A 22,811-nucleotide genomic window follows, 5' to 3' on the forward strand; every position below is an offset into this window, starting at 1 on the left:
GGCGCAAACCCTTTAGAAACAAGGGGAAAAAGAAAACCCGTCACCCCGGAGAATGACCCCAGAGAGACGGGTTTGTCTTTTCTAAATGGTGGAGGCGGGGGGAATCGAACCCCCGTCCGAGAATCTTCAGCCGCGTGAGAACTACATGCTTATCCTGGTTTCTATCCCGCCGGCGACGATCTTACCAGGCAAACTCGCCGTCGGCCCGCCCCCTTTTTCTCGCCTGCGCGTCGGAGACAGCCGCGCAAGCCAGCCCGCTGAATGACGGTCAGCCCCTCCCCACGGGCGAGGGCGAGGTGACCGTGGTGCCTTTAATTAGGCAGCCAGAGCGAGGTTGTTGTTGGCAGCTATTTTAGCTTTCCCGATTTTTACGGGTCAGGAAACCCGGCATGCCTCACGGACCTCAATCACTCCCGTCGAAACCGGATCGCCCCCGTGTGTTCGACGCGTCCCGCCCCGCCGCCCTCGCTCCCGGCGCCGGGGCCTTTCAAAGAACCTGCCTTTATTATAGATGCGGTTGGGGGGAAAAGGTAGGGAAATCTCGCGTAGCTGCCGCGAAAAGGGGCCACGCCCGCGAACGGCGGGAGAAGGGGCCTCGCCCGCGAATCACGCGAATGAACGCGAATCAGAAATTGATGCGTTTGCAAAAAGTCGGGAAACGAAGAGCAAAGTGTATGTAAGGCCTTTGTTTGAGCCATCACCCAGAGGGTGATGGTACTTTTTATGGTGCCGTGAAACTTCGGGAAAACGGCGCCCTGTGCAGCAGAATCACGCCTATCCCTCCGGGATAGGATTTCCAGGTTTTTCGAGCAGGCAACGGCGGATTGACGCAACGGGGTTGACGCTCCCCGGCGTTGGGCGGCGTCATGCCTGGACCAAAGCGAAAAACGGGCGGCATCGGGCTGAAGCCGGCGCCCCGGCCGAGATGCAGGCGCAGCCGTGGAACAGGGCGGGACCGGGAAATCTTCCCACCTGTTCTGGAGATTGTCCCAGATTCAAATTCCGCGTCCCGCGCTATAGTGAAGCTGCAGACAAACCGAAGACCGCCGGGCGCTGCGACCCGGCGAAAACGGGACTATTTCGTCTCCAGGAGGAGTTATGCGCCAAAGCTTGATTGTGTCTTTTTTCCTGGCCCTCACGGCGGTTCTCTCCGCGGCGTCCGCGCCGCCCGGCGCCACCGCGGACCCCCTGTTCACAAGCTGGTCGCCCGTGGACTCCGCCCCGGCGCCCCTGCCGGAGCTGGTCCCGCCCGCGGTCCGTCACCTGGCGGCGAAACACGCCGGGGTGATGGACGCCGCGACGGTGACCTCGCTGCGGCCGCTCTTCGCGCCCGACGGCACCCGCGTGGAGTTCTACGAGGCCGTCTACGCCGACGACGCCGGGGCCTGCAAGGGCTATGCCGTCATCAGCGCCACCGAGCGCAACACCCCCGTCCCGGCCTTCTCCGAACGCGAGCCGCTCTCCGCCCGGTTCGACCGCCGGGTGAGCGTCCCCTACCGGATCGTCTGGTACGGTCCCGGTTACGCGGCCGCCGAGGACCTCTCCGGGAAGCTCCTGGCCGAGATCGGGGACCGCCCCGGCCGCCGGGTGGGTCCCGTGCGGCCCGGCACCGCCGCCGAACCCCTGGACTACGAGGAGATCAAGTCCCGGGCGCGGGCGGAAGGGATCGTCCTCTCCGCGCGGGCCCGCACCATCCGGGCGGAGTGGGACGCCCTCCGGGAACACCTCCGCAACGGGGCCCCCGCCCCGTCCACGGACGCGCTCCAAACCACCTGGATCTACGAGGCCATCGGCCGGGACGGGACCAACCGCTTCCGGCAGATCCCGCCCGACACCCACCCCAACGACCGGGATTTCTATTCCGGCTGCGGGCCCACGGCCTGGGTCAACCTCCTGGCCTGGTGGGACCTCAACGGGTGGGCCAACGTCCTCCCCAACCTCTGGATGGACAGCGAAGGCCACAGCGTCACCAGTCCGGACGACTACATCGGGCACCTCTCCATGGACCTGAGCTACCAGGTGGGGACCTGGAACCCGCCCACCACCGACGTCGGGTCCACCTGGCCCGACCGGATGCCGGACGCCCTCGACTACATCGAGGACACGCTGAACTACGACGTGGTCATGGACCACCGGATCGACATCGACCTGTTTTGCGAGAACGACGAGGAGACGCAGGAGATCCTGGGTCTCATCCGGGACGGCATCCAGGCCCACCGCAAACCCGTCATCATCGCCTACTTCCCCGGCGGGTCCTTCGACATCGCCAACTCCCACTACGACATCGGCTACAAGCTCAAGGACCACAACGGGAGCTACGGCTTCCACAGCTGGGTTTACACCGACCCGCACGGCTACATCAGCCGGAACAACGTGATCGCGGTGTACACGCCCTACGCGCTGGAGCGGGACGACAACTGGCTGCCCAACGGCGGTTTCGAGGAACTGGACCTCTCCGATTGGAGCATGTGGGCCAACAACCCGTGCTTCGCGGAGGGGTGGAGCACCTTCGGCGGCCCGGACGTCGCGGAGATCCGGACGAGCCAGGCCGCGGACGAGGGCCTCAACTGCGTCCGGCTGTGGAAGTCCGCGGATGGCAACGTCGGCGTCTACCGGGATTTCTTCCTTTTCCCCGGCAATTACGAGATCTCCGCCCGGGTCTACGCCACCGACACCGGGACGCTGGGGAAGCTGTCCCTCTCCAGCGGGTCCTTCTCCCGCACCCAGTGCTACAACGTGACGACGGCCACCGCCTTCAACCAGACCCAGGTGATGCGCCTGGTGGTCCCGAGCACGCTCCCCGACGCCTCGGACCTCCCGTGGATGCAGGGCTACAAGAAAGTCCGGCTGCAGGCGGGCCACTACAACGTCGGGCCCTTCGTGGTGCCGAACTACTTCATCGACAACGTCCGGGTGACCCTGGTCGCCGGCCCCATGGTGGACGACCCCGGCTTCGAGCAGCAGCTGACGTCCACCCTCACTGTCCCCTGGCATTTCCAGGGCAACGGCCGGCACGCGGGTTCCATCGTCAACAGCAGCTCCACGGCGGTTTCCGGGCTCAAGTGCGCCCGCATCGTCAGCACGCCCGGGGACGCCCAGTGGACGGTGGGCGATGTCTGGCAGGAGGTGAAGGTGAAACCCAACACCAACTACCGGGTCGGCGCCTGGGTGAAGACTTCCGCCGCGTATTACGTCGGGGCGGTCCGCGTGATGAGCCCCGGGACCGACTACGCTTTCGCCTCCACCGCCTTCGGGGGAAGCAGCGCCTGGAAGTACGTCACCGTGGACTTCAACTCCGGAAACCGGAGCGCCGTGAAGATTTCCGTGGCCAACCAGGGTTCCCCCTCCTCCGCCTCCAACACCCTCTTCATCGACAACGTCTCCATCAGCCAGCGCTGAGCGGAGCCCACCTCCCCCCCGGCGGCCGGCCCGCCGCCGGGGGGCCTTCCCCGCGCCGCGCCGCCCGGTCCTGGTCCGCCATCGCAAACCCGCTTCCCTATCCCGCGACCCCCCGCAGTCCGAGGCCATTTTCCCCGCGCCGCACCGCACCGGCTGAAGCCTCTGCCGCGGCGGCGCCGCGCCCGGAAAGAAGATGGGCCCGCGAACCGGTTGCCCGAACGGCGGACCCGCGGTAAAATGGAAAAGGAATTCATCCAGCGGGGCGCCGGGCGGGAGGTTGGCAGCTTGCGGTTCGAACCGGGAACGCACCTGGGACCGTACGTGATCACGGCCGGGATCGGCGCGGGGTCGATGGGCGAGGTCTACCGGGCCCACGACCCGCGCCTCAACCGGGACGTGGCGATCAAGGTCCTCCCCCCGGAGTTCGCCGACAGCCCCGAGCGGCGGGCCCGCTTCGAGAAGGAGGCGAAGGCCGCGGGGATGATCAACCACCCCAACGTCCTGGCGGTTCACGACTTCGGCGTTTCCGAAGGCAACCCCTACGTCGTGACGGAATTCCTGGAGGGCGGCAACCTGAGGAGTCACCTCGCCAAGGGCCCGCTCCCCTGGCGCAAGGCGGTCGATTTCGGCCTCCAGCTCGCGAAGGGCCTGGCCGCGGCCCACGGCAAGGCGCTGGTTCACCGGGACATCAAGCCGGAGAACATCTTCGTCACCGCGGACGGGACGCTGAAGGTCCTGGACTTCGGGCTGGCCAAGCGGGAGCGGGAGGGCAACGAACCCACCTTCACGCCGGGTTCGGAAACCTTCCCCGGGTCCGTCCGGACCGAGCCGGGGATGATGGTGGGGACCGTTGGGTACATGTCCCCCGAGCAGCTCCAGGGGGAGACGGTGGACCACCGGAGCGACCTCTTCGCCTTCGGCGCCGTCTTCCACGAGATGCTCTCCGGCCGCCGCGCCTTTGCCGGGGCCACGCCCGTGGACGTCATGTTCTCGATCCTGAACCGGTCGCCCGAGCCCCTGGGCGATGAACTTCACCTCCCGCCGGGGCTCGACCGGCTCGTGCTCCGCTGTCTGGAGAAGGAGCCCGGACAACGCTTCAAGACAGCCGAGGACCTCGCTTTCGCCCTGGAACTCTTCGCCGGCAGCGGCACCCGCGCGTACCGGCGGCGCCGTCGTCTGCGCGGCCGCTTCGTGCGCCGGCTGCTCCTGACGGGGGCGCCCGCGCTCCTGGGGTTGACGGCGATCGCCCTGTGGGTGTTCCTCCCGCCGCGGCAGGCAGCCCCGCCGGCGGTGGAGCGCGCGCCCGGCGCCGCCGTCTACCGCCAGCTGACCTTCCGCCGGGGGACCGTCTACTCGGGCCGCTTCGCCCCCGACGGGCGGACGGTCGTCTACAGCGCCTGCTGGGAGGGGGAGCCCCTCCAGGCGTACGCCACCCTGCCGGAAGGCGGCGGGTCGCGGTCCCTGGGCTGGACGTCCTCCGACGTCGCCTCGGTGCTCGACTCGAACGACGTGGTTTTGATCCGGCGACCGATGCCGGGGTTCTACCCCGGCACCCTGTCCGTCGCCCCCTTTTCGGGCGGCCCCCCGCGCGAGATCGCCGCGGGGGTTTCCTGGGCGGACCGGCTCCGGGACGGTTCCGACTTCGCGCTGGTCCGCCACGTCGGGGAAGGGTTCCAGCTCGAGTATCCTTCGGGACGCGTCGTGTACCGGACTCGGGGGCATCTGGGCTACCCCCGGATTTCGCCCGACGGCGCCCTCGTCGCGTTCATCGACCACCCGGACGACGACACGGACGCAGGTGACCTCGTCGTCGTGGACCGGCAGGGTGGCGCGAGGAAGCTCTCGGCCGGGTGGAAGAGCATCGAGGGCCTGTCCTGGGCGCCCGGGGGGAAGGAAGTCTGGTTCACCGCCACCCGCGAGGGGATGGCCCTCTCCCTTTTCGCCGTGGACCTCGCGGGGAGGGAACGGCGTCTTCTCAACGCCCCGGGGAGACTGGTGCTCCACGACATCTCCCGCAACGGGACGGTCCTGGCGGAGCGAAACTCCCTGCGCAGCTTCATCAGCCGCCAGGCCCGCGGGGAGAGCCGAACGGCGGACTTCTCCTGGCTGGACTTCTCTGAACTGGCGGATGTTTCCGCCGACGGCAGGACCCTCCTCTTCGGCGAGTCGGGCGACGGGGCCGGCAAACAACCCCTCGTCTGTCTGCGCCGCCTCGACGACAGCCTCCCGGTGCAACTCGGAAAGGGAGTTCCCCTGGCCCTGTCGCCCGACGGCCGCCAGGCCCTGGTCCTCCGGACCCGGCTGGAGCCGGACCTTGTCCTGCTGCCCACCGGGGCGGGCGACTCCCGCCCCCTCCCCCGCGGCGAACTCGCCGACGTCCTGTCGGCGGCTTGGTTTCCCGACAGCCGGCGGGTCCTGCTGCGCGGGACCCGCGGCGACGGGCAGACCCTCCTGTGCACCCTCGACACCGTGGAGGGGACCCTCCGCCGCGTGGGCCCCGGCCGACCCGCCTCCGCTTCCTCCCTCCCCGCTTTCGACGGCACGTCCGTGCTGGCGGCGGACGGCGACGGTTTCGCCCTCTTCCCGCTCGACGGCGGGCCCCCCCGTCGGCTGGGTTGTCTCACCCCGACGGACAGGCCCCTGGGATGGACGAGGGACGGACGGTCGCTCTTCGTCCGGGACGGCAGGGGAATCCCGGCCCGGGTCGTCCGCGTGGACCTGCGCTCCGGGGCCCGGGAACCCTGGATGGACGTGGGACCGCCGGACCTGGCGGGGGTGATGGCCATCTCCCGGGTCTGGATCTCGCCCGACGGGAAGGAGAGCTTTTTCGGGACCTACCGTCTCCTCTCGGACCTCCACCTGGTCGACAACGTACGGTAAGAGAAGACTCGATCGGCGGTTATTACGATTTCGCTGGAAAACAGCCCGTCTTCCCAGTAGAATACGCCGCTTGAAACCGGCCGCGATTTCCGGCGTATAGACGCCGAGGTGGCCGGAAGACGCGGGTGAGGAAATCCGGCGCATGAACCCGGCCACCGAAAAACGAAGGATACTGCTGATCGCGCTCATGTGCATTCTTTTCCTGGGCACCGCCGCCGTCACGCTCACCGACCTCGGGTGCACGTACCGGTCCACCGTGGCCAAGGCCTTCGACCGGCTGGAGAAGGAGTTCCACGCCGCCCTGGTCCGCTGCCTGGACGACGACCCCCGGGTGCCGGCCGAGCAGGGGGCCCTCCTCCGCGAGCAGCTGAACCGGTTCCCGACCCTGGCGGCGCGCCTGGAGAAAGCCTACTCGCCGATGACTCCCCCGGCCTTCCGCTTCGTCGAGGGCCACCGCCCGTCCCCGCGGTGCACCGTCTTTCTCGAGGCCGTCAAGAGGGCGGAACGCGACGGCCTCGAACCCGCCCTGTTCCGCTACGACGAGCTGAACGCCCGGGCGAAGGCGCTGCGGGAGCGGCCCCTGGCCCTCCCCGTCCCCGTCCTCGACCCGGAGGAGCGCGCCGCCATGATCAGCGCTGTCGCCGAGGGCGCCGCGGACCTCCCCGACCTGGAGCCCGCATCCCTTTTGAAGTGGCTGGCGCTCCCGGCCCGGAACGGGAAGTACCCCCGGTTCCGGGCGGCCTGCGAGAAAGCGTGGCTCGCCTTCCGGGACCGTGCCCGCGAGGAGTGCCAGGCGGAACTGGATTTCGCCGTGGAGTTCTTCCGTTACCTGGAGGAGATGGGGACCCCGGCGGACCGCATGGAGGAGAGCTGGCGGGAGGCCGCCGGGGACATGGCCCGGATCCTCGAGGGCCTGGCCCCTTCGGATACGCGCTACGTGCGGCTCCGGGCGGAACTGGCCCGCTACCGGCAGCTGGCGGAGGCTCACCCCGACGTCCCCCGGCTCCGCGTGGCCCCGGACGGCAAGCTCAAGCCCGGGACCTCGGGGTCCGACGTGGCGGCCCTGCAGGAGCGACTGGCCCTGGAAGGGTACTTCCGCGGGACGGCCAGCGGCTTCTACGACGAGGAGACGCGGGACGCCGTCAAGGCCTTCCAGCGGAACCACCAGGTTGCCGACGACGGCGTCACCGGCAAGGACACCGTGGACTCCCTCAACGTCCCCTTCGGGCGGCGCGTGGACCAGATCCGCCTCGCGATGTCGAAGCTGCGGAAATCCCCCACCCGCCGGGAGCCTTTCTACGTCCGGGTGAACATCCCCGAGTACATCGTCGAGGTGGTGGAAAAGGGCCGGGTCCTGCGGACCCACCGGGTGGTGGTGGGGAACCTGCAGGAGGAGAACCACACGCCCGAGCTGCAGTCCACCATCGAGAAGATCGTGTACAACCCCGCCTGGTACATCACCAAGCGGATCTTCGAGAAGGAGGAGTACGTCAGCTACCTCAAGGACAAGAACTATTTCGCCAAGAAGGGCTACGTCGTCAAGTACTCCGCCTCGGGGCGGCCGGTCAGCGCCTTCGAGCCGCCCGGCCCCGGAAACGCCCTCGGGAAGGTGAAGATCCTGTTCCCGAACAAGTACGACGTGTACATGCACGACACGCCGAAGAAGGCCCTCTTCGCCACGGTGAACCGGGCCTACTCCCACGGCTGCATCCGGCTGCAGAACCCGCTGGAGCTGGTGACGGACCTGCTCCGCCGGGAAAACAACCCGGTCCTGCCCAAGGTCCCCAAGATCCTGGAGGGCAAGAACACCCACTGGGTGACCCTGAAGCAGAAGATCCCCATCTTCCTCGAGTACTGCACGGTCTCCGTGGGCGCCGACGGGCGGGCCCTGTTCCTTCGGGACGTGTACAAGCGGGAGCAGCCGAAGCTCGCCGAGATGGAGCTTCGACGGGAGAAAATCGTCGCGGCGCCATAATCGGCTTGACAGATATGGAATGATGGGTTAAAAATCGACGGTCGATCTGATCCGCGGGCAACGAAGCGAAGCGTCGAGACTGTCACCAGCCCGTCGGAAAATCATTCTCAGGGGGATCGATGAAGCGAAAACCAGGACCGTTGCTCCTTCTGCTGTGGAGCACCTTCCTCTTTTTTGCCTGGGGCCTGGCCAAGGATGACCACCCGGCGGTCCCCGACCGGGAGGATTACGACAACGGGGACATCATCGAGGATGACGTCCCGGAAAACGAGGAGAAGGCAACCGGCCTGCCCAACCCGTACGACATCGACCTGACGGGCCAGGACCTGACGGAGCTCCCCTGCCTCTCCTGCGGCTCCCCGAACCGGGGCCGGCTCATCAACGGCATCAAGATGCAGTCCGAGCAGGGCATCCGGGTCCGGAACGAGGACCGGACCTGGGGGACGCCGGAGACCATCGCCGCCATCCGTTTCGCCGTGGCCAAGGTTCACCAGGAGTTCCCCGGCACCCCCGACATCCTGGTGGGGGACATCTCCCGCGAAAACGGCGGCCGCCTCGGCACCCACAAGTCCCACCAGTCGGGGCGGGACGTGGACCTGAGCTATTACCCCTCGGACGGCTCCGACCGGCAGTTCTTCTTCAACGCCAACGAGAAGAACATGGACGTTCCCCGGACCTGGAAGCTGATCGAGGGCCTGATGGCGGACGACAAGACCCAGTACATCTTCATCGACCGCAGCGTCCAGAAGGTCCTGTACAAGTACGTCCGGGACGAGCTGCAACTCCCAGAGGACGAACTGCAGTCCATCTTCGGCGCCGTCTCCAGGAGCAAGTCCGCCAAGATCCGCCACGCCCGGGGGCACAAGAACCACATCCACGTCCGGTTCACCTCCCCGGAAGCCGTCATGGCTGCCATGCAGGGCAATTTCGACTTCAGAGGCCACAAGCACTACCCGACGCGGATCAACGCGTCCTTCGACATGCGGCTGTCCCAGGCCCAACCCGCGCCCCACATGGTGTCCGAGGACACGCCCGCGGGGGCGGTCGAAAAGGTCCAGCGGATCCGGTGGGCGAAGGTGCGAAAGGGGGACAATCTCTGGCTCATCGCCCGCCGCAACGACACCACGGTGGAGAAACTCTGCAAGCTCAACGGAATTTCCAAAAAGGCCCGGTTGCAGCCCGGTAAGAGCCTGAAGGTGAAGGTCTACACCGAGTACGTCTCCACCGGAAACACGTCGAAGGTGGCGTCGAAAAAGTCCGGCAAGTCGGACAAGACCGGGAAAGGGTCCCGTGCCGACGCCCGGCGGGCTTCCGACCGGCTGGCCCGGTCCGGGGCCCCGCACCTCCCCGCCGGCGGTGACCCCGCGGGCCCGGACAGCGAGTCTTCCGCCTACTACGTGGTGAGAGGGCAGCGGCTGTACTCCATCACGCCCCTCTTCGGGATGCGGGTGTCGGACGACTGCCGCTGGCTCCTGTTCTCCAACACTCTCAACTGAGCGCGCGGGGGCGCGGCGGCCTCGCGCGGTCGGCCGCCCGGCGCGACGACGGGACGGCACCATGACAGTTTCCACGTCCAGCCCCCTTTTCTTCCCGGCAGGCCGCCGGGGGCGCCGGCGCTTCGCGTCGGCCGCCCCGTTCCTGCTCGCGGTTTTCCTCCTGGCCGCCCCCCCGCGGCTGCCCGCCGCCGAGACCGCCTTCACCTCGCCCCTCGCGGCCGGCGCCCCCCTGACCTCGAACTTCGGGGAGTACCGGATCAACCACTTCCACAGCGGGATCGACCTGGGCACCGGGGGTGAAACGGGCCTCCCGGTCTTCGCCGCCGCCGACGGGCGGGTCGCCGTCATCAAGGCGTCGCCCGCCGGGTACGGCAAGGTGGCCTACCTGGAGCACGAGGGCGGGTCGGTGACGGTTTACGCCCACCTCTCGGAGTTTTCGGAAACCCTGGACCCGGTCGCCCGGCAGTGCCAGCGCGCAGCGGGCCGTTACACCTTCGAGAAGGCCTGGAAGGGGGACGGCCCCCGGGTGAAGGCCGGCGACGTCGTCGGCTACTCGGGCTCGACGGGCACCTCCGTTCCCCACCTCCACTTCGAGATCCGCCGGGGCGGGCTGCCCCTCAACCCCCTGACCAACGGTTTCCCCTACCCGGACCACGTGCCCCCCCGGATCACCCGGATTGCCGTGATCCCCCTCTCGGCGGCGGCGCACGTCGAGGGGTTGCCGGACCTCCGCGTTTTCAACGCGCCCGCGGCCGGGGACGTCCTCCGCCTGGCGGCCGGCGGGCGCTTCGGCCTGGCGGTGGAGTGCACCGACGCCGTGGACGGCGGCACCTTCCGGCTGGAGCCCTACGGTCTCCGGATGGCGGTGGATGGGAAGGCCGTCTACGGGGTGCGTTTCGAACGCTTCGACTACGCCGAGCGGGCCGTGTCGGAACTGAACTACCTCTACGAGATGAAGGAGGAGAAGGTCGGGGCCTTCCACCGGCTGTTCTACCACGCCGAACCGTCCCTGTTCCACGACGGGGAGTCGCCCGGCGAGGTCGAGCCGTGGGGGCCGGGCCTCCACCGGGTGGAGATCACGGCCCTCGACGCTGCGGGAAACGCGTCGAGGGTCGACCTGGTCGTCGAGGTGGTGCCGCCGCTTCCCCTCCTCCCCGTCTACCATGCCCGGGGCGTCGAAACGGCCTTCACCCCCACCCGCACCCAGGTGGAGCTGAAGGGGTCCCGGCTCTCCCTCCGCCTCGCGCCCGTCCCCGCCGGGGACACGGTGGTGTCGGCCGCCGCCCGGTTCCCGGGTTCCGGTGAACCCCCCGCGGCCTGCACGGTCCTGCCGCTCAAGGACGGGCCTGCCCTTCGCTGCGACGTCCCTGCCGGGTTCCAGGGGCAGGCGCTGATTTTCTGGCAGTCCGCCTCGGGGAAGGCCTGGGCCGCCTCGGTCCCCGTCCAGTCGGCCGCGGCGGGCGCCACGCTCACCAGCCCGGACGGGGCCGCCACGGTGACACTGGGACCGGAAGCCGTCTTCCGGCCGTTCCCGACGGCGGCCTGGAAGGACGCCCCCCGCAGCGGGCGGGGTCTCGTCCCGGTGTCGGACCTCTACGTGTTCGAACAGCCGTGGGAGCCGCTCCGCCGAAAGGTGAAGGTGTCGATCCGGCCCACCGCGGAAGGGAAGGGGAAACCCGACACGGGCATCTACCTTTTCGACCGGGGGACCCTCTGGTTCCTGGACGTCGGAACCTCCGCCCTGGTCACCCACCTGGGGGCCTTCCTCCTGATGCGGGACACCCTCCCGCCCGTGGTGGGGAACTGCCGGACTCCCGTGGCCCGCGGCCGCCGGATCCTCTTCGTGTCCTGTTCCGACGCGGGCTCCGGGCTCACGGACGACGGGCTCCGGATGAGCGTGGACGGGCACCCCGTCATCGGCGAGCTGAACCCGGCCACCGGCGGCGTCTACTACTACCCGGTCCGACCCCTGAAGAAAGGGTTGCACTCCGTCTCCCTGTCGGTGGCGGACCGGGCGGGTCACCGGACGACCCGGACCTTCAAGGTCCGCATCCCCTGAGGCCCCATGCCCACGGTGCTCAAGTGCCCCTCCTGCGGGGCCTCCCTGGAAGCCGACGGGATCAAGCCGGTGGTGAAGTGCGGCTACTGCGGGAACCGGGTGAAGGTCGGGGAGGCGCCTCCGGCCCCCGCCCCGCCCTACACCGCCACGGCGCACCGCCGGGTGGCCCCCGAGCCGCCGTCACCCTTCCAGCAGCGGCTGACCGCCCTCCTGCGGGCGCTGACGGCCGCTGGCATGGGGTACCTGGCCTGCGAGGTCCACTGGTCTTTCCGCACCCCCAAGTCGGAGCCGCTGCCCACGGCCCTGCTCGCCGGCCTGGTCGCCCTCCTCGCCGTCACCCTCGGCAACCGCCTCCTCGGGGCCCTCTTCGCCGCCTGGTGCGGGCTGCTCCTCGCTTCCAAACCCTGGCTGTCCCCCATCCCCAGCAGCTTGGGCGGGACCATGTCCCCCACCTCGGAGACGGCGCAGTACTTCCTCGTCCCCGGCATCCTCTTCCTGGTGATGGCGCTGCTGGGTTTCCTCTCGGTGCGGCGGGAGACGGTCCGCAGCCTTCGGCCCCTCTCCGGGACGCGCCTCCTCCACCTCCTCCTCTTTGCGGGAGGGGTCGCCCTGGGGATCTGGGCCACTACCGGCACCACGCGGATGGACCTCTACGCGAAGTACCGGGGGGATTTCGAGCGGGTGCGCACCCGCCTGGCCCGGGTCGCCGAGGCCATCGAGGCCGGACCGGAGCTGCCGGCCCGGGTTTCGGGCCTCTCCCCGGTCCCCGCCTACGACAAACGGTCCCCCGGGTCCAACACCGCCATCCTCCCCTTCGAGAACCTCCGGAAGCCCGACGAGGATCCCGTTTACGAACTCTACCTGAGTTACCCCTACCTCCGTTGCTTCAAGCTGACGGCGCCGGGCCGCCGGGAAGTTCACAAGGCGGATTTCCTTTTCGCTTCCGGGGAGGACGAAGCGGAAATCCGGGCCGTGCTGGACACCCGGTACCTGGCCGTCTACCAGGCGGTTTCCGAAAACCCCGAACCCGGGGACCCGCCCCGGGACCGTTCACCCTGGCACGGGGGCGTCCGGGTCACCGTCTGGCTGGCCGATCTCCCCAGCGGGAAGCTCCTCCTCCGGGTCCCCCTCCCCGATCCCGCCGACCGCTACGACGCGGTGCGGCGACGGATCCTGGAAGCCCTGCGCACCGCAACCGGCGGCACCTTCCGGGACCAGGACTGACGCGGCGCGGGTCACCGGGAGAAGTGTTCCCCAGACAGGGGTTCTCCTTCTGGGACGCCCAAATCTGGGCCTGCGCACGTTTGAACCAGGTTCCGACCCTCTTCAGCGAGGATTTCCGCCACGGGAGCGTCGTCGAGGGCATTCGTCTCATCAACCCGTTCCGGGAACAAGGGCATCCCCGTAGAATGAGCCCTCGCCCTCCGGGCAAGCACGACCTCGTTCGTTTCGAGGCCGCCGTTCTTTGCGAGCTTGGCGCCTTGGCGTGACCGACCCGGAGTGGATCTCGCAAAGGCGCCAGGCTCGCAGAAGGGAACGGATTGCTGACGCGCGCGGCGCTGACTCAGACGTCGATCGCCCCCGGATCCGGGTCCGACGCGGCGTTTTCCGCCAGGCGGATGGCGTCCCGGGCCAGTTGGTCGCAGCGGGCGTTCTCGGGGTGGGATGCCAGCGGGTCGTTGTGGTGGGCGGGAATCCAGACCCACTGCACCTCGTGTTTGCGGCACAGTTCCCGGAGCTCCATCCAGAGCGCCTGGTTGGCCACGGCCTTCCCGCCGGCGGTGCGCCAGTTCTTGCGGACCCAGGCGCTCATCCACTCGGTCATGCCCTTCACGAGGTACTGGCTGTCGGAGCGCAGGGTCACCCGGCAGGGCCGCTTGAGCTGGCGAAGCCCCTCGATGGCGGCGGTGAGTTCCATGACATTGTTGGTGGTGAGGGTGCGCCCGCCGCTGACCTCCTTCCGGTGCGCCCCCATCACCAGGACCGCGGCCCAGCCGCCCGGGCCGGGGTTGCCGCTGCAGGCGCCGTCGGTGAAAAGGTCGACGTGGGGGCGGGCGGTGCTCATCGGGAACGCTTGTCCACTTCGAGGGACGCGTAGGCGGAGTGGTTGTGGATGCTCTCGAAATTCTCGGCCTCGATGGCGTACCAGATGACCCGGGGGTCCTCCTCGAGGCGGACGGCCACGTCCCGTGCCAGGTCCTCCACGAAGACGGGGTTTTCGTAGGCCCGCTCGGTGACGAATTTCTCGTCCTCCCGCTTGAGGAGGGAGTAGAGTTCGCAGCTGGCGGCCTGTTCCACGATCCCGATGAGTTCCTCCAGCCAGACGAACTCGGTGGTCCGGACGGCCACGGTGACGTGGGATCGCTGGTTGTGGGCGCCGAAACGGCTGATCTCCCGGGAGCAGGGGCACAGGCTCGTGACGGGCACCCGCACGCCCATCACGAAGTCGAGATCGTGGTTGATGGTCCCGAGGAAACGGCAGGTGTAGTCCATCAGGGAGCGGGCGCGGCTGACGGGCGCCTCCTTCTCGATGAAGTACGGGAATTCCAGCTCCAGGTGGGCTTTCTCGGCCCCCAGGCGTTCCCGCATCTCCCGGAGGATCTCGGGCATCTTGTACATGGTCATCTCGCCCCGGTACTGGTTCAGGACCTCGAGGAACCGGGACATGTGGGTCCCCTTGAAGTCGTGGGGGAGGTCCACGTACATATTCACGGTGGCCACGGTGGACTGGTGCCGGTCGTGCCGGTCCAGCACGATGATGGGGTAGGTGATGCCCTTCACGCCCACCTTGTCCAGGCCGATCCTCCGGTTGTCCTTGTATTGCTGTACGTCGATCATGGTTTTCCCGTGGGTGATCCCCGGGGGCCGGACCGCCGGGGCGGGCCCCTTCGCCGGGGGCGGGCGCTTCCGGCGACGCGCCGTCACACCCGGAGGCTGAGCACCTGGCGCCGGACCAGTTCGTCCCCCACGCGGTACCGGTTGCGCCGGGCGCTGTTCATCATCTCCAGTTCGTTGGAGGGGACGGCCCGGAACTCGGCGGAGAGGGCCTTGAGGTAGAGGTAGAAGTTCTCCGCGGGGAAGGCGCTCCGGTACAGGGTGAACTTCAGGCGGTGGGGGAAAAAGGTGCGCAAAAAGCGGAGCAGGATGTCCCAGCGGAGGGCGATGCCGGGGTCGGGCTCGAAGAGGCCGCGGACGGGCGGCCGGCCATCCCGCGTGTCGCCGGTGAAGCGGAAGCGGGCCGGATGCCAGGCCGTCTCCCCCCGCTGGAAACAGTTGAACCCGTCCAGGACGACGCAGCCTCCCCCCGGTTCGGGGAGGGGCTCGTCGTCCCGCCCGGGGCCCAGGGCGCACATCAACCGGGAATCGATGGCGAAGGGAATGCCCTGGAGCAGGTGGTTGTACACCTCGTGCTGCTGAACCAGGAAGGGGTCCTGGTCCAGGCAGATCTCCATGGGGTAGTTCGCCGACTCGCAGAAGATGCGGACGTGCTCCGTCACCGTCAACCGGTTGCTGGGCACCAGGATGGGTTGCACCTCGAGGCTCATGGCCCTCGCTCCTCCCCGCGGGTCCTCACCGGGCGTTTCAAACGCGGCCGGCGAGACCCTTGGCGACCCGGGCCGTGTCGATGGCGATCATCAGCTCCTCGTTGGTGGGGATGGCCATGACCTTCACCGGGGAGCCGTCGGTGGACACGATGGCTTCCTTCCCCCGGACCCGGTTCTTCTCGGGGTCCACGTGGACACCCATGAACTCCAGGCCCTGGCAGACTTCCCAGCGGGTCTCGGGGGAGTTCTCGCCGATGCCCGCGGTGAAGATGACGGCGTCCAGCCGGCCGCCCAGGTTGGTGGCCAGCGCGGCGACGTACTTGCGCGCGATGTGGAAGAACACGTCCAGGGCCAGCTGGGCCCGATGGTTGCCCTCCGCCGCGGCCTTCTCGGTGTCGCGCATGTCGTTGGTGAGGCCGCTCAGCCCCTTGAACCCGGACTTCTTGTAGAGCAGGTCGTGGACCTCCTTCGTGCTCATCCCCAGGTCGTCGATCAGGTAGAGGATGATGGCGGGGTCCACGTCGCCCGCGCGGGTCCCCATGGGAACGCCGCACATGGTGCCGAAGCCCAGGGTGGTGTCCATGGACCGGCCCCCCTTGACGGCGGTCAGGGAGACGCCGTTGCCCATGTGGCAGGTCACGCAGTTGAAGTCCTCCAGGGGCATCCCGAGGATCTCGGCCCCGCGCATGGCCACGTACTGGTGGGAGGTGCCGTGGAAGCCGAAGCGGCGGATGCCGTGCTTGCCGTAGCAGTCGTAGTCCAGGGCGTAAATGTAGGACGGCTCCGGCATGGTGGCGTGGAAGGCCGTGTCGAAGACCCCGACGTGGGGGATGTCGGGCAGGTAGGCCTTCACCGCCTCGACGCCCATGAGGTTGGGCGGGTTGTGGAGCGGGGCCAGCTTGGAGCAGTCGCGGATGACCTCGACGACGTCGTCGCTCAGCAGTTCGGAGTGCTTGATCCGCTCCCCGCCGTGGACGATCCGGTGGCCCACGGCGTCGATCTCGTCGAGGGATGCGATCACGCCGTGCTGGGGTGACGTGATGGCCTCGAGCACCATGGCGATCCCGGCCTTGTGGGTGGGGATGTCCCGGGTTTCCTTGATGCGGGGCTTGCCCGTCGGCTCGTAGTTGAAGATGCCGTCGGCGATGCCGATCCGTTCCAGGAGACCCTTGCAGAGCACGTCGCGCTTCTCGGGGTTCACGAGCTGGAACTTGATGGAGGAACTCCCGCTGTTGATGACCAGTATGTCCATTTCACACTCCTTGGTGTTTGCATGAGATTGCGCCCGGTTTCGGCATCGGGTGCGGCAGGCAACAGGGCATTTTAGCGGGAATGCCCATTCCGTGCAAGTACAATTCAGCCGTTGCGCACGCCGGGGGACCTGCGGTATCATTTCACCGAGGCGTTTCATGGTTCATCGTCGAGCGTTGCAAGAGATACCCCCTCCCGCCGTCTCCCGGACGCTGGCCGGGCTCCGCCGGGTGTCCCCGGGGGCCGCGGTCCGCCTGGTCGCCCTCTGGGTGCTGGCGGCCTTCCTCGCGGCGGTTCCGGCGGGGGCGGAACCCGAGGCGGGGAATGCCGGGATCGCCCTGGCCCCCTACGACATCAGCTGCTGGACCACCGACAACGGCCTCCCCCAGAACTCGGTGAACGACCTGGTCCAGAGCCTCGAGGGCTACCTCTGGATTGCCACCTACAACGGCCTCGCCCGCTTCGACGGGGTGCGTTTCATCGTCTACGACAAGTCCAACACGCCCGCCTTCGGGCACAATGCCGTCAACAGTCTGCACCTCGACGAGGCCGGCTCCCTCTGGATCGGCACGTCCGGGGGGCTGGTCCGGTGGCGGCGGGGGGGCAGCCCCGAGTTCGAGGCGGTGCCGCAGCTGTCCGGGCAGACGGTGCTGTCGCTGTGCGGCGACGCGGCGGGGAACCTCTGGGTCGGAACGACGGACGGCCTCTGGCAGGTGGGCGCGGGCGGGGTGACCCGGCGGTTCGGGACCCGGGAGGGCCTCCCGGCCGCCCCCATCTCCAACCTCCAGGACGCCGGGGCGGAAGGGCTGTGGATCGGCAGCCTGGGCGGCGGCGCCGGCCGGTTCTCGGGGGGGCGGTACTACCCCCTCACGACCCGGGAGGGGCTCCCGGACGACAACATCCACGCCCTGTTCCGGGACCGTGACGGCAATCTCTGGATCGGGACGGAGAACGGCCTCGTCCGTCGCAACCGGGACGGCCTCACCGTGCTTTCCACCGCCGACGGCCTGGCGGACTCGGACATCCGGGCCATCTTCCGCGACCGCCGCCGGCGGTTGTGGGTAGGGACCAACAAGGGCGGGGTCAACCGCCTCGACCAGGACGTCTTCATCCAGGTCCCCCTGAAATCCTTCACCGCCAACGACTCCCCCCGCTCCTTCCTCGAGGACCGGGAGGGGAGCCTCTGGATCGGGTTCAAGGGCGGGCTCGTCCAGCTGAAGCCGGGGAAGTTCCAGACCTACGACCGCCGGCGGGGGTTGCCGGCCGACGAGGTGCGGGCCGTGGTCCAGGACCCCGACGGCGGCCTCTGGATCGGTACCGTCGGCTCGGGCCTGGTGCACTTCGACGGTCGCGGCTTCACCGTTTACGGGCGGGAGAACGGGTTGCTCAACGACCGGGTGTGGTCCCTCTCCCTGGCCCCCAACGGCGACCTGTGGCTGGGGACCTACGGCGGCGGCGCCTACCGCTTCAGCGGCGGGGTGTTCGAGCGGTTCGACCGCTCCCGCGGCCTGTCCAGCGACAGCGTCCGGGTGGTCTTCGCCGACAGCCGGGGCTGGGTCTGGGTCGGGACCAACGGGGGTGGGCTCAACGTCATCCGGGACGGCCGCATCGACCACTACACGGCCGCGGACGGCCTCGCCGGCGACATCATCTACGCGGTGGCCGAGAGCGCACCGGGAACCATCTGGGTGGGGGCCTTCAGCGGGGGCCTGTCCCGGCTCGAGAACGGGAGGATCACCACCTTCGGGAAGGAGGCGGGCCTGCGGGAGCACGCCGTCTGGGCGCTGCACCCCGACGCCGCCGGCGACCTCTGGATCGGGACCAACGAGCACGGGCTCGTCCGGTTCCGTGACGGGCAGTGCCGCTACTTCACCACCGCCGACGGGCTGGCGGAGGACATCGCCTTCCAGGTGCTCGAGGACGACTCCGGGGCCCTCTGGATGAACGGCAACGCCGGCCTCTACCGGGTCGCCAAGGCGGATCTTCTCCGCTACGAGCGGGGGGAGATCTCCCGCATCCCCTCGCAGACGCTGGGCAAGGCCGACGGATTCCCCAACCTGAGCTGCGGCGGGCCGGGCCAGCCGGCGGGTTGCCAGGGGACGGAAGGCCGTTTCTGGTTCGCCACCGCCCGGGGCGTCGTGGCCATCAACCCGCGGCGGATCCCCGTCAACCGGGTCGCCCCCCGGTTGATCGTGGACAAGGTCACCATCGACGAGCGGGAGTACTCGGGGATCGACCCCATCGAGGCGCCGCCCGGGGACGGGAACGTGGAGATCGCCTACACGGGGGCCAGTTTCATCTCCCCGGAACGGATGCTGTTCCAGTACCGCCTGGAGGGCTACGACCGGGACTGGGTGAGGGCGGGCACCCGGCGGGCCGCTTTCTACACCAACCTGCCGCCCGGCGAGTACACCTTCCACGTCATCGCCTGCAACGGCGACGGGCTGTGGAACTGGGAGGGGATCCGTCTGAAGTTCCGGATCCGACCCTTCTACTACCAGACGGTCTGGTTCTATGCCGGGCTGGTCTGCCTGATGGCGCTGTGCCTGTGGACGTACCACGGGTGGCGGGTCCGCAACATGAGGGCCCGGGCCCGGCGCCTGCAGGCCCTGGTGGACGAGCGTACCCGGGAGCTCGACGAGGCCCGGAGGGAGTTGGAGGCGCAGAACGCCAAGCTCCGCGAGCTGGACCGCCTCAAGACCGAGTTCCTCGCGGCCGTCTCCCACGAGCTGCGGACGCCCATCACCTCCATCTTCGGCTTCGCCAAGGTCACCCAGAAGCAGTTCCAGCGCATCAGCGCCGCCCTGGACGAGCACGTGACCGACCCCACGGTCCGCGGGCACATCCCCAAGGTGGGGGCGAACCTCGACATCATCACCGTGGAGGGGGAGCGGCTGGTCCGGCTGATCAGCGACGGCCTGGACCTCACGAAAATCGAGGCCGGCCTGATGCAGTGGGACGACGCGGACTGGGACGCCGGCGACCTTCTGGCCCTCGCGGCCCGGGCGGTCCAGGGCTTCTTCATCGAGCACCGGGAGCCGCGCTTCCTCGTGGAGGTGGAGGAGATCCGCCGGACGATCCGCATCGACAAGGACCGGTTCGTCCAGGTGGTTTCCAACCTGGTGTCCAACGCGGCCAAACACACCCGGAGAGGTCACGTGCGCCTGGGCGCCCGGGCCGATTCCGACCGGCTCCGGGTGAGCGTCGAGGACACGGGGGCCGGCATCCCCGCCGAGGAGTGCGACCGCGTCTTCGACAAGTTCTACCAGTCCAGCCGCCAGGACAACCGCGCCGCCGGGGGGTCCGGCCTCGGGCTGTTCATCTGCCGGCAGATCGTGGAGCACTACGGGGGAACCATCGGGGTCGAGAGCCGCCCCGGCCAGGGAAGCCGGTTCTTCTTCGACCTGCCCCTGCTCCCCGCCCCCTGATTGCCAACAAAGTTCGTACGCGTCGTCCCGACGCGGACCCAAGCGGTTCGTACGCGTCGTCCCGACGCGGACCAATGAAGTTCCTGCGCGTCGTCCCGACGCGGACCCAGGAGGTTCCTGCGCATCGTCCCAACGTGGCTGCTGGCGGCGAACTCCCGTAGAGGGAGGGGTTTTTAAAGCTATTGATCCCCTGGCGGAGATCAGGCCCCGTGGACAGTGCCGTGGGCATCATTGAACGGGAATGTCGGGAGTTCAAACGCCTCCAAGCGTCCGCCGGAGGAGGTGATAGTCCAGGATGTCCACGGCGCCGTCACCGTTGAGGTCCCCGCACCCGGGCCCGCAGGGAAGTTCCAGGCACGTTCCCGCCAGGTAATCCGCCAGCGCCTGGCTGTCCAGGACGTCCACCTCCCCGTCCCCGTTCAGGTCGAAGGCCGCGTCGAACACCAGCACCGTGGCCGTCAGGGAATCAACCTGCCCGCACGCGTTGGTGATCCGCACCCAGTAGGACGTGGTCTCGTACAGCGGCCCCGTGCTGTACGTCGTTTCGTCGGCCCCCACGGGCGCCGCGGTGTCGCCCGCCACCCCCCGGTACCACTGGTACGACCGGGGTGCGCTCCCCGAGGCGCTCACCATGAGGGTGATCCCCTGCCCCTCCAGCACGGAGCGCGACAGCGGCTCTCCGGTCACGGCCGGGGGGAAGCACGGCGCCTGGGTGATCGCCGAGACCTGGGCGCTCGCCGGGCTCGTCAGGGCGCTCTGCTGGTCGCCGTGGGTCTCCGTTCGCGTCTGCACCATGAAGGAGTACAAGGTGGAGGGGTTCAACCCGGTGGCGTCGAGATGATCCGCGAGCTTGTCGGCGGTGGCGCCGACGTAGAACAGGGCGCCGTCCACGCCAAGCCGGCCGTAGACGCGGTAGCAACCCGTGTCCTCCGAGTAGGGGACAGGCGTCCAGGACACCCGGATGGACGAGGAGGAGAGGGCCTCCGCCCCCAGGCCCGACGGCGGGACGGTCTGCGTCTGGTCCCAGTCAGGGTCCTTCTCGGCCAGGAATGCCTGCAAGGCCGGGTCGGTGGCGTAAAGCAGGTTGTAGCCGAAATCGGTGCCGTCGGGAAGCAGGCCCGCCAGGGCCGTAAGACCGGCGGGCAGGGGACCGTACAGGTTGTTGGAGTGCAGGTCCAGATGAAGCAACCGGGACAAATTCGCGAGCTGGGACGGGACCGTTCCCGCCAGTCGGTTGGCCCCCAGATTCAGTCGGTAAAGGCGCGTGAGGTTTCCGAGTTGGGACGGGATGTTTCCCGTCAGGCAGTTCCCCGACAGTTTCAACGTATCGAGGTGGACGAGATTCCCGGTCTCGACGGGGATGGCGCCCGACAAGCGGTTTCCCGACAGGTCCAGGATTACGAGATTCGCCAGCATCCCGACCTGGGTGGGGATCGTGCCCGTGAGGTCGTTGTCCGAGAGGTTCAGGTTGAGCAGCGCCGTCAGGTTCCCCAATTCGACGGGAATACCGCCCGTGAACTGGTTCCCGTTGAGGTCGAGGACTTGCAGTTGGCTCAGCAGGCCGAGGGTGGCGGGCAGGGTCCCGGAGAAGAGGTTTTCCCCCAGGAACAGGGCCCTGAGGGAGGACATGCTGCCGATCTCGGGGGGGAGGGTCCCGGAGAACTGGTTGTCAACCAGCCACAGGTGGGTCAGGGCCGTGGCGTTGGCGACGGTGGCCGGCAGGCTCCCCGTAAGCTGGTTGCTCGCCAGGCAGAGAACCTGGAGGACGGTGTTGTTCCAGATCTGTGGGGGAATGGGCCCGGATAGGGCGTTGTCGTTCAACCAGAGGGTCCGGAGAGCCGGCATCCCGGTCAATGCCGTCGGGATGGGGCCGCTGAACTGGTTATCCGTGAGTTCCAGGTCGACGAGGGTCGACAAGTTGCCGATTTCCGGCGGGATGGCCCCGGAAAACTGGTTGTAGCTCAAGTGGAGCGTCTGGATGGCCGGAAGCCCGCCGATGGCGGCAGGGAGGCTCCCGGAAAGCTGGGTCCGGTAGATTTTCAGCGACTGGAGGGCAGGCAGGCTCCAGAGGGTGGTGGGGACGGAACCTGTCAACGGGCTGTCCCCGAGTTCCATCGAGATCAAGGCCGCCAGGTTCCCCATCTGGGAGGGGATCGCTCCGGAAAGCTTGTTGTTCCGCAGCGAGAGATACTTCAGATGGGAGAGGTTTCCGATCTCCCCCGGGATCGATCCCGAAATTTGGCAGTTGGTGATGAACAACCCTTCGAGAGAAGCCAGCAGGCCGATCTCGGGGGGGATGGCGCCGGCGAGCGGGTTGCCTCCGATCTCGAGCGTCTTCAGGCTCAGAAACTTGCCGATCTCCGGCGGGAGGACCCCCACAAGGTTGTTGGATGAAAGGTTGATCCGGACGACATGGTCGCCCATCACCGTGACGCCGTGCCAGGTCCCCTCGGTGCCCGGAAACGCGAATCCGTCGGTGTGGAGGGGCGGGGTCTTCCACCCCGTGTTGTCGCTCCAATTCGCCCCGCCGGTGGAGTTGTACAGGATGATCAGCGCGTCGCGCTCGGTGCCGGGGATGGCGCCCCGAAGCGGCGCCGTGAAAAGCAAGACCAGCATCAATCCGATCGACCCCGTCCTGACCGCGTGCTGCATGCGACACCTCCCTCGATCCTGAGGCGATCTTAACCCCGGGCTTTCCGCTGCACCAGTCCCGTGGATCGTTGATTTGCCGGGAAGAATCACAGGTGGGGGAGTGTTCGATTCAAAACCCGGATCAAA

The 22,811-nt window shown here is 68.2% G+C and carries 12 protein-coding genes and 1 other RNA gene; 7 read left to right on the forward strand and 6 right to left on the reverse strand.

The window, feature by feature from the left end; translation table 11 throughout:
• Nucleotides 1-86: 86 nt before the first annotated feature.
• Nucleotides 87-435, reverse strand: a transfer-messenger RNA (tmRNA) gene (gene ssrA, locus KA419_11275).
• A 663-nt stretch (nt 436-1,098) separates the two neighbouring features.
• Here ssrA and KA419_11280 point away from each other — a divergent pair.
• The 6 genes from KA419_11280 (at nt 1,099) to KA419_11305 (ending at nt 13,033) form a co-directional block, all read left to right on the forward strand.
• Nucleotides 1,099-3,399 carry a carbohydrate binding domain-containing protein gene (locus KA419_11280; protein MBP7866522.1) on the forward strand — a complete coding sequence of 767 codons (2,301 nt, stop codon included), beginning with the start codon at nt 1,099-1,101 and terminating at the stop codon, nt 3,397-3,399.
• A gap of 285 nt (nt 3,400-3,684) precedes the next feature.
• Complete coding sequence (locus tag KA419_11285; protein ID MBP7866523.1) at nt 3,685-6,279, forward strand: serine/threonine-protein kinase; 2,595 nt, start codon at nt 3,685-3,687, stop codon at nt 6,277-6,279.
• A 142-nt stretch (nt 6,280-6,421) separates the two neighbouring features.
• The gene (locus KA419_11290) at nt 6,422-8,254 is read left to right on the forward strand and encodes a L,D-transpeptidase family protein (protein ID MBP7866524.1); all 1,833 of its coding nucleotides are present in this window, start codon (nt 6,422-6,424) and stop codon (nt 8,252-8,254) included.
• A gap of 119 nt (nt 8,255-8,373) precedes the next feature.
• Nucleotides 8,374-9,750 carry a penicillin-insensitive murein endopeptidase gene (locus KA419_11295; protein ID MBP7866525.1) on the forward strand — a complete coding sequence of 459 codons (1,377 nt, stop codon included), beginning with the start codon at nt 8,374-8,376 and terminating at the stop codon, nt 9,748-9,750.
• A gap of 61 nt (nt 9,751-9,811) precedes the next feature.
• Nucleotides 9,812-11,809, forward strand: a complete 1,998-nt coding sequence (locus KA419_11300; GenBank protein ID MBP7866526.1) for a M23 family metallopeptidase — start codon at nt 9,812-9,814, stop codon at nt 11,807-11,809.
• 6 nt (nt 11,810-11,815) lie between these two features.
• Entirely contained in the window at nt 11,816-13,033 is a 1,218-nt protein-coding gene (locus KA419_11305; protein MBP7866527.1) for a hypothetical protein, read from the forward strand.
• 340 nt (nt 13,034-13,373) lie between these two features.
• Here KA419_11305 and rnhA read toward each other — a convergent pair whose 3' ends face one another.
• The 4 genes from rnhA to KA419_11325 form a co-directional block, all read right to left on the reverse strand.
• Entirely contained in the window at nt 13,374-13,874 is a 501-nt protein-coding gene (gene rnhA / locus KA419_11310; protein MBP7866528.1) for a ribonuclease HI, read from the reverse strand.
• The gene (locus tag KA419_11315; protein MBP7866529.1) at nt 13,871-14,647 is read right to left on the reverse strand and encodes a GTP cyclohydrolase I FolE2; all 777 of its coding nucleotides are present in this window, start codon (nt 14,645-14,647) and stop codon (nt 13,871-13,873) included. Before KA419_11315 ends, rnhA begins: the two co-directional genes overlap by 4 nt.
• An 83-nt stretch (nt 14,648-14,730) precedes the next feature.
• A complete protein-coding gene (locus KA419_11320) occupies nt 14,731-15,354 on the reverse strand; it encodes a hypothetical protein (protein MBP7866530.1) in 624 nt (207 codons plus the stop codon).
• 37 nt (nt 15,355-15,391) lie between these two features.
• Nucleotides 15,392-16,606, reverse strand: a complete 1,215-nt coding sequence (locus KA419_11325; protein ID MBP7866531.1) for an acetate kinase — start codon at nt 16,604-16,606, stop codon at nt 15,392-15,394.
• Between the two features lie 157 nt (nt 16,607-16,763).
• Between KA419_11325 and KA419_11330 the strand changes: the two genes are divergently transcribed.
• Nucleotides 16,764-20,033 carry a hypothetical protein gene (locus KA419_11330; protein ID MBP7866532.1) on the forward strand — a complete coding sequence of 1,090 codons (3,270 nt, stop codon included), beginning with the start codon at nt 16,764-16,766 and terminating at the stop codon, nt 20,031-20,033.
• 252 nt (nt 20,034-20,285) lie between these two features.
• Here the strand turns inward: KA419_11330 and KA419_11335 are convergent, their stop codons facing one another.
• On the reverse strand, nt 20,286-22,685 hold the full coding sequence (locus KA419_11335) for a hypothetical protein (protein ID MBP7866533.1): 2,400 nt from the start codon (nt 22,683-22,685) through the stop codon (nt 20,286-20,288).
• Nucleotides 22,686-22,811: the final 126 nt, after the last annotated feature.

It is taken from the genome of Acidobacteriota bacterium (assembly GCA_018001935.1).
Classification (GTDB): domain Bacteria; phylum Acidobacteriota; class JAAYUB01; order JAAYUB01; family JAAYUB01; genus JAGNHB01.

What these genes read in the sequence shown, in the direction of transcription:
- KA419_11280 (MBP7866522.1), top strand. Translation starts at nt 1,099, where the DNA reads ATGCGCCAAAGCTTGATTGTGTCTTTTTTCCTGGCCCTCACGGCGGTT.
- KA419_11290 (MBP7866524.1), top strand. Translation starts at nt 6,422, where the DNA reads ATGAACCCGGCCACCGAAAAACGAAGGATACTGCTGATCGCGCTCATG.
- KA419_11295 (MBP7866525.1), top strand. Translation starts at nt 8,374, where the DNA reads ATGAAGCGAAAACCAGGACCGTTGCTCCTTCTGCTGTGGAGCACCTTC.
- KA419_11300 (MBP7866526.1), top strand. Translation starts at nt 9,812, where the DNA reads ATGACAGTTTCCACGTCCAGCCCCCTTTTCTTCCCGGCAGGCCGCCGG.
- KA419_11305 (MBP7866527.1), top strand. Translation starts at nt 11,816, where the DNA reads ATGCCCACGGTGCTCAAGTGCCCCTCCTGCGGGGCCTCCCTGGAAGCC.
- rnhA (MBP7866528.1), bottom strand. Translation starts at nt 13,874, where the DNA reads ATGAGCACCGCCCGCCCCCACGTCGACCTTTTCACCGACGGCGCCTGC.
- KA419_11315 (MBP7866529.1), bottom strand. Translation starts at nt 14,647, where the DNA reads ATGATCGACGTACAGCAATACAAGGACAACCGGAGGATCGGCCTGGAC.
- KA419_11320 (MBP7866530.1), bottom strand. Translation starts at nt 15,354, where the DNA reads ATGAGCCTCGAGGTGCAACCCATCCTGGTGCCCAGCAACCGGTTGACG.
- KA419_11325 (MBP7866531.1), bottom strand. Translation starts at nt 16,606, where the DNA reads ATGGACATACTGGTCATCAACAGCGGGAGTTCCTCCATCAAGTTCCAG.
- KA419_11330 (MBP7866532.1), top strand. Translation starts at nt 16,764, where the DNA reads ATGGTTCATCGTCGAGCGTTGCAAGAGATACCCCCTCCCGCCGTCTCC.
- KA419_11335 (MBP7866533.1), bottom strand. Translation starts at nt 22,685, where the DNA reads ATGCAGCACGCGGTCAGGACGGGGTCGATCGGATTGATGCTGGTCTTG.